Origin of the sequence: Kitasatospora putterlickiae (assembly GCF_039527695.1) — a bacterium.
GTDB lineage: Bacteria > Actinomycetota > Actinomycetes > Streptomycetales > Streptomycetaceae > Kitasatospora > Kitasatospora putterlickiae.
The window spans coordinates 2,162-8,452 of record NZ_BAAAKJ010000063.1 but is presented as its reverse complement, the minus strand read 5'-3'; the positions used below and the strand labels follow the sequence as shown (position 1 = coordinate 8,452).

Below are 6,291 nucleotides of genomic sequence, written 5' to 3'. Positions count from 1 at the left end.
CAACCCAGCTCGAAAGGTTCTCCCGCCCATGGGCTCGCAGCACTACGCCATCATCAAGACCAGCCACGGCTCCATCACCGCCAAGCTCTTCCAGTTCCACACCCCTCGCACCGTGCGCAACTTCGTGGAACTCGCCGAGGGCTCCCGGGAATGGACGGACCCCTCGACCGGGGCCGCCACCACCTCTCCCCTCTACAACGGGACGACCTTCCACCGCGTCATCCCCAACTTCATGATCCAGGGCGGCGACCCGCTCGGCGACGGCACCGGTGGCCCCGGATACGAGTTCGCCGACGAGTTCCACCCCGAGCTCTTCTTCACCAAGCCCTACCTCCTGGCCATGGCCAACGCGGGCCCGAACACCAACGGCTCCCAGTTCTTCATCACCACCCGCGCCACCCCGCACCTCAACCGCAAGCACACCATCTTCGGTGAGGTCACCGACCCCGACAGCCAAAAGATCGTGGACGCCATCGCCGCCACCCCGACCGGCCCCGGGGACCGCCCCCTGGAGCCGGTCGTCATCGAATCCGTGACCATCGAAGTCCGCTAACTCCCAGCGCGGAGTAGGAAGTCGGCCCATCCGACTTCCTACTCCGCTCCCCCGAACACCACGCTCAACACCTCCCGCGCCAACTCCTCCACATCCGCCTGCCCCCGGCTTTCCGGCAGCGCCCCGTTCAACCACAGGCTCGCGAATCCATGAGCCACCGACCACGCGGCGAGCGTCGTCGCCCGGTCCTCCCCCTCTCCCCGCGAGAGTTTCCGGCCGCTGGCCGCCAGCACCGAACCGGCCCGGTCGCGGGCCGCGTTCAGCTCCGGATCGTCCGCCCGGTACAGCTCCGGCCGGAACATCACCTCGAAGTACGCCCGGTGGTCCACCGCGAACCGCACGTACGCCACCCCCGACCCGTACGGATCCCCCGCCGCCCGCTCCAACGCGCCCGCGAACAGCTCGAACCCCTCCGCCGCGACCGCCGTCAGCACCCCCGCCTTGTCCCCGAAGTGGTGCGCCGGCGCCGCGTGCGACACCCCCGCCCTCCGCGCCAACTCCCGCAGGCTCCAGCCTGACGGCCCCGACTCCTCGATCGCCGCCAGCGCCGCGTCCAGCACCGCCCGCCGCAGGTTCCCGTGGTGGTAGCTCTCGACCTTCCCCATCCCGCTCCCTCTCTTCATCTAGGCATTGACAAGATTACCTCGCCGCGCAAATCTTGTCAGTGACAAGATTGGAGAGTCCACATGGCCCCGCTCATCGCCCTCCTCGGCGGCTTCACCGTCCTCCGACTTCTCGGCCTCCTCGCCGTCGACGCCCTCGACGCCTGGCAACCCGCCGTCCGCGGCGCCCTCGCCCTGATGTTCGTCACCACCGGCATTCCGCACTTCGTGCCCAAGTTCCGCCGCGGCTTCGTCGCGATGATCCCGCCGGCGCTCCCCTGGCCCGCGCTGCTCGTCACCGTCACCGGCGTCCTCGAACTGGCCGGCGCCGTCGGCCTCCTCATCCCGCCGCTCGCCCCCTACGCCGCCACCGGGCTCGCCCTGCTGATGCTCGCGATGTTCCCCGCCAACGTGCACGCCGCCCGCCACCGCGGCACCCTCGCGGGCAGGCCCGTCACCCCGCTTCCCACACGTACCGCACTCCAGGTGCTGTTCGTCGCGGCGGCGGTCGCGGCGGCGGTCTGACCGGAGTGGAAAGTCGGCCAGGCCGACTTTCCACTCCGCACCGCTCCACCTGCGGGACTCGCGGCACTTTGCAAAGTGCGTACTTTGCAAAGTCTTGAGTACATATCCCCAGTTCAGAGCGCTGCACGGCGCTCTTCACACACTTTGCAAAGTGTGGTCTTTGCAAAGTATGAGGCCCGGGAGTGGCCAGGAACGGCGCACGGGAAACACCCCCACGAAACGAGTACGCCCCGCTCGGACGGGGGTCGGGCGGGGCGGGATCGCGGGGGTGTGGCGTTACCAGGTCACGGGCGGAGGCGCCCGGGGTCGGTCGGGGCGGAGCAGGAAGTCGACCGCACCGACTTCCTGCTCCACCTCACCAGGCGTGCCAGGGAATCGATCGGTTCCCGGCCCGGCTCGTTCGGGCGCCTGTTAGCCTGCACGGGTGGATGATCTTGGAGCCGCAATCTGGCCGCCCCTGCCGATCACAACCGCCAGGCTCGTGCTCCGCGCCCCTGAGCGCCGGGACCGGGCGGCGTTCGTCGAACTGCTCTCCTCGCCGGAGGTGCACACCTACCTCGGCGGACCCCGTTCGCGTGACGAACTCCAGCGCGAGCTCCCCGAGGTGCCGGAGCAGTGGCCCGGGAGCCTCGTCGTCGAACTCGACGGCGCGATGATCGGGCACGTCCTGCTCCGGAGGGCGACAGGCCACCGTCGCCCGGCCGCCGCCGGGAAGGCCGACCTCGGCTACCTGTTCCTGCCGCAGGCCTGGGGCTCCGGGTACGCCACCGAGGCGTGCGCGGCGGCGCTCGGCTGGCTCTCCGACGCGCTTCCCGGCGAGCCGGTGGTGCTCACCACCCAGAGCGCCAACACCGCCTCGATGCGGCTCGCGGCGAAGCTGGGCTTCACCGAGGTCGAGCGGTTCGAGGCCTGGGGCGCCGAGCAGTGGCTCGGCGTGCGGCGGGCCCCGGTCACGTCGGCCTGAGCCCCGCAGCGGCGAAGAGCCCGGGAGTCCCAACTGATCACGCGTCCTCCGCGTGACCTCGCCGGACGGGGACTGCGCGAAAACGCGCGGACGCGGCCCGCCTTGGTGGCGGGCCGCGTCCGAGTGCGGTGGAAGGGGCGAGCCCTTACTCCACGGTGCCGGACTTGGCGATGGTGATCTTGGCCTTGGTCTTGCCGCTCTGCGAACCGAGGTCCTCGATCTTCTTCACGATGTCCAGGCCCTCGACGACCTCACCGAAGACGACGTGCTTGCCGTCCAGCCAGTTGGTCGCGATGGTGGTGATGAAGAACTGCGAGCCGTTGGTGTTCTTGCCCGCGTTGGCCATGGAGAGCTGGCCCGGCTTGGTGTGCTTGATCTGGAAGTTCTCGTCGGCGAACTTCTCGCCGTAGATGCTCTTGCCGCCGGTGCCGTCACCGCGGGTGAAGTCACCACCCTGCAGCATGAACGCCGGGATGACCCGGTGGAAGGACGAGCCCTCGTAGCCGAAGCCGTGCTGGCCGGTGGCCAGCTCGCGGAAGTTCTGCGCGGTCTTCGGGACGATGTCGTCGAAGAGCGTGAAGACGATGCGGCCGGCCGGCTCGTCGTTGATGGTGATGTCGAAGAAAACGTTGGAACCCATGCAGGGATCATGGCATGCCGGGCGCCCCGACGCTCGGCGCCCCCCGCCGTTCGGTCACGCTCCGCCGAACGGCGATCAACGGATTCGCTCCCGGCCGGGGGACGCGCGGGCGCTCGGGCCCGGCCGTCGCCGGCTACGCCGTCCGGTGGGCCAGGAGGTAGGCCTGCGGGCTCCGCTCCCCCTCCTCCGGCTCGCGGACGAGGCGGGTGGTGACCGTGAGGCCGGCCTCGGCGGCCAGGGCCTCGATGTGATCCGGCCGCTGGCGGCGGAAGTCCAGGGTCACCGGGTGGCCGAAGGGGTCCTCGACGCGCAGGGCGTCCTCGCCCACCTGGAACGCGAGGACGACCGGGGCCCCGGGGGCCAGGACGCGGTGGAACTCGGCGAACGCGCGGGGCAGCAGCCCGGCAGGGGTGTGGATGATCGAGTACCAGGCGACGACGCCCGCCAGCTCCCCGTCGGCGTAGGGCAGGTCGAGCAGCGAGCCGACCTGGAAGGGGATCTCCGGGTGGGCGGCGCGGGCCAGGTCGACCATCCGCGGGGAGAGGTCGAGGCCGCGGACGTCCAGGCCGAGGCCGGCGAGGTGGCCGGTGATGCGGCCCGGGCCGCAGCCGAGTTCGGCGACGGGGCCGCCGCCGGACGCGGTGACCAGTTCGGCGAAGGCGGCGAGCACGGCCCGGTCCCAGGTGGCGGTGGCCAGCGCGCCGCCGTAGCGGTCGGCGTAGTCGGCGGCGACGGCGTCGTAGAACGCGCGGGCGGCGGTGAGGAATTCGGGCTCGGTGGTGGTCACGGCGGTCGACCTTACCGGGGTTAGGATCGGCCGGTCCGGAGGGGCGGAAGGGGAGGTTGTGAAGATGCGGGTCGGGGTCTATCTGGCGCATCCGAAGTCCGGGAGCTTCAACCACGCGCTGTTCGGGGCCGTGGTGGACGAGCTGCGCGGCCGGGGCGCCGAGGTCGTCGCGCACGACCTGTACGCCGAGGGGTTCTCCCCGCTGCTCACCGCCGACGAGACGGAGACGGTGGCCGCGAGCGGGAGCACCGGGGACGGCCAGCTCGCGCTGCACCGCGCCGAGGTGGCGACGCTGGACGCCCTGGTGCTGGTGCACCCGAACTGGTGGGGCATGCCGCCGGCCGTGCTGACCGGGTGGGTGCAGCGGGTCATGGTGCCGGGTGTCGCGTACAAGCTGGGGACGGCGGACGGGGAGCCCGTCGGGCTGCTGCGGGCCGGGCGGGCGCTGGTGCTGAACACCTCGGACACCCCGGAGGCCCGGGAGCGGGAGGAGTTCGGGGATCCGCTGGAGCGGATCTGGGCGGCGTGCGTGCTGCCCTACGTCGGGGTGGCGGACGTACGTAGACGGGTGTTCCGCACCGTGACCGATTCCTCGGACGGCGAGCGCGCGCTGTGGCTGCGCCAGGCGCGGCAGGAGGCGGCGGCGCTGATCGGCTGACCCGGACCGGAGGAAGTGCGCGCGGGCGTTTGGACAGCGGTCGGCGGAGCGATCGTCCGGGACGGCTCACCGGACCGGCGGCCCGCCGTGCGTGCTAGAACCGTCGGCGGCAGTGACCGCTCACCCGCGATCACCGCTCTCCGCACCGTGCATCCACCGACAGCTCCTCGACCGAAGGAGAACCATGTCCGTCGCACGAACCGTCCGATCCGCCCTGCTCGCGGCCTTCGCCGCGCCGGCGCTGCTGCTCTCCGGCGCCGCCGGCACCACGCCCGCCTCCGCCGCCACGACGACCGTCACGGGCCTCGACGGCACCTGGGCCTGCTCCGTCCCGTCCGGTTACGTCTACGACCAGGTGTCCATGAACCGCAGCTGCAGCGGCGGCGGAACGTGGAACTCGCCGCAGTTCCACCTGCGCACACCCGTGGACGGCCTGACCGCCTGTACCGGCGCGCCGGGCTTCACCTACGACTTCGTCGGCCACAGCACCACGTGCAGCCAGTCGTCGGGCGTCCTGGCCACCACCTTCCACCTGCGCACGCCGGTCAACGGCATGTGGGCGTGCAGCGTCCCGAGCGGCTGGACCTACAGCGCCACCACCTCGAACCTGGACTGCGCCAGTGTCCAGGGCGTGCCGACCACCAAGTTCCGCCTGCTCGGCTGAGCCGGGCGTGCGGGCGGCCCGGCAACGGCCGGGTCGCCCGATCGGCTGACGTGAACCGGATGGGCCGTGCGCGGGCGCGTAGACGGCGGGCGGCGGAGTGACCGGTCCGGGGCGGCTCACCGGCTGACGGTCCGCCGTGCGTGCTAGAACCGTCGGCGGCGGTAGTGAACGCTCACCCGTGCTCGCCACCGCCGGCACCGTGCATCCACCGGCAACTCCTCCACCGAAGGAGAACCATGTCCGTCGCACGAACCGCGCGCACCGCCGCGCACACCCTCCGGAACGCCCTGCTCGCGGCCTTCGCCGCACTGGCGCTGCTGCTCTCCGGCGCCGCCGCCACCACGCCCGCGGCCGCCACCACGACCACCGCCACCGGTCTGGACGGCGCCTGGGCCTGTGACGTCCCGGCCGGCTACGTCTACGACCAGGTGTCCATGAACCGCAGCTGCAGCGGCGGCGGAACCTGGAACTCGCCGCAGTTCCACCTGCGCACGCCCGTCGACGGCCTGACCGCGTGTATCAGCTCGCCCGGCTTCGTCTACGACTCCATCTCCTGGGGCTACGCGTGCAGCCAGCAGTCCGGCGTGATCTCCAACGCCTACCACCTGCGCGTCCCGTACGACGGTCTGACCGCCTGCGTGGGCACCCCGGCCTTCACCTATGACTACGTCGGCCGCAGCACCTCCTGCAACCTGTCGTACGGCAGCGGCATCCCCTCCACCACCTTCCACCTGCGCACGCCGGTCAACGGCATGTGGGCGTGCACCATCCCGCGCGGCTGGACCTACAGCGCCACCACCTCGGACCTGGACTGCGCCAGCATCCAGGGCGTGCCGACCACCAAGTTCCGCCTGCTCGGCTGAGCCGGGCGTGCGGGCGGCCCGGCAACGGCCGGGTC

Annotated in this window: 9 protein-coding genes; 6 read left to right on the top strand and 3 right to left on the bottom strand. The window is 71.5% G+C overall.

Features of this window, described 5'->3' with window-relative positions; genetic code table 11:
• Positions 1-28 precede the first annotated feature (28 nt).
• Positions 29-553 (top strand): peptidylprolyl isomerase, encoded by a 525-nt coding sequence (locus ABD308_RS07230; RefSeq protein WP_344329471.1) that lies wholly within the window; start codon positions 29-31, stop codon positions 551-553.
• Positions 554-591: 38 nt separating this feature from the next.
• Here the strand turns inward: ABD308_RS07230 and ABD308_RS07225 are convergent, their stop codons facing one another.
• Positions 592-1,158: a TetR/AcrR family transcriptional regulator gene (locus ABD308_RS07225; protein WP_344329468.1), complete on the bottom strand. Its 567-nt coding sequence runs from the start codon at positions 1,156-1,158 to the stop codon at positions 592-594.
• An 81-nt stretch (positions 1,159-1,239) separates the two neighbouring features.
• Here ABD308_RS07225 and ABD308_RS07220 point away from each other — a divergent pair, with 81 nt between their 5' ends.
• Together ABD308_RS07220 and ABD308_RS07215 are read left to right on the top strand one after the other, a co-directional pair.
• Positions 1,240-1,680, top strand: coding sequence for a DoxX family protein (locus ABD308_RS07220; protein WP_344329466.1), 441 nt, complete (start codon positions 1,240-1,242; stop codon positions 1,678-1,680).
• 424 nt (positions 1,681-2,104) lie between these two features.
• Positions 2,105-2,644, top strand: a complete 540-nt coding sequence (locus tag ABD308_RS07215; protein ID WP_344329463.1) for a GNAT family N-acetyltransferase — start codon at positions 2,105-2,107, stop codon at positions 2,642-2,644.
• Between the two features lie 145 nt (positions 2,645-2,789).
• Here ABD308_RS07215 and ABD308_RS07210 read toward each other — a convergent pair whose 3' ends face one another.
• Both ABD308_RS07210 and ABD308_RS07205 read right to left on the bottom strand, forming a co-directional pair.
• Complete coding sequence (locus ABD308_RS07210) at positions 2,790-3,284, bottom strand: peptidylprolyl isomerase (protein WP_344329461.1); 495 nt, start codon at positions 3,282-3,284, stop codon at positions 2,790-2,792.
• A gap of 133 nt (positions 3,285-3,417) precedes the next feature.
• A complete protein-coding gene (locus tag ABD308_RS07205; protein WP_344329458.1) occupies positions 3,418-4,071 on the bottom strand; it encodes a class I SAM-dependent DNA methyltransferase in 654 nt (217 codons plus the stop codon).
• A gap of 64 nt (positions 4,072-4,135) precedes the next feature.
• Between ABD308_RS07205 and ABD308_RS07200 the strand changes: the two genes are divergently transcribed.
• The 3 genes from ABD308_RS07200 (at position 4,136) to ABD308_RS07190 (ending at position 6,256) form a co-directional block, all read left to right on the top strand.
• Positions 4,136-4,729, top strand: coding sequence for an NAD(P)H-dependent oxidoreductase (locus tag ABD308_RS07200; RefSeq protein ID WP_344329517.1), 594 nt, complete (start codon positions 4,136-4,138; stop codon positions 4,727-4,729).
• Positions 4,730-4,913: 184 nt separating this feature from the next.
• Positions 4,914-5,393 carry a hypothetical protein gene (locus ABD308_RS07195; RefSeq protein WP_344329456.1) on the top strand — a complete coding sequence of 160 codons (480 nt, stop codon included), beginning with the start codon at positions 4,914-4,916 and terminating at the stop codon, positions 5,391-5,393.
• A gap of 236 nt (positions 5,394-5,629) precedes the next feature.
• Positions 5,630-6,256 carry a hypothetical protein gene (locus tag ABD308_RS07190; RefSeq protein WP_344329454.1) on the top strand — a complete coding sequence of 209 codons (627 nt, stop codon included), beginning with the start codon at positions 5,630-5,632 and terminating at the stop codon, positions 6,254-6,256.
• The last annotated feature ends 35 nt before the right edge of the window (positions 6,257-6,291 follow it).

Bases quoted from the DNA above. Each gene is read 5' to 3' on its own strand.
- ABD308_RS07230 (WP_344329471.1), top strand. From the start codon at position 29: ATGGGCTCGCAGCACTACGCCATCATCAAGACCAGCCACGGCTCCATC.
- ABD308_RS07225 (WP_344329468.1), bottom strand. From the start codon at position 1,158: ATGGGGAAGGTCGAGAGCTACCACCACGGGAACCTGCGGCGGGCGGTG.
- ABD308_RS07220 (WP_344329466.1), top strand. From the start codon at position 1,240: ATGGCCCCGCTCATCGCCCTCCTCGGCGGCTTCACCGTCCTCCGACTT.
- ABD308_RS07210 (WP_344329461.1), bottom strand. From the start codon at position 3,284: ATGGGTTCCAACGTTTTCTTCGACATCACCATCAACGACGAGCCGGCC.
- ABD308_RS07200 (WP_344329517.1), top strand. From the start codon at position 4,136: ATGCGGGTCGGGGTCTATCTGGCGCATCCGAAGTCCGGGAGCTTCAAC.
- ABD308_RS07195 (WP_344329456.1), top strand. From the start codon at position 4,914: ATGTCCGTCGCACGAACCGTCCGATCCGCCCTGCTCGCGGCCTTCGCC.
- ABD308_RS07190 (WP_344329454.1), top strand. From the start codon at position 5,630: ATGTCCGTCGCACGAACCGCGCGCACCGCCGCGCACACCCTCCGGAAC.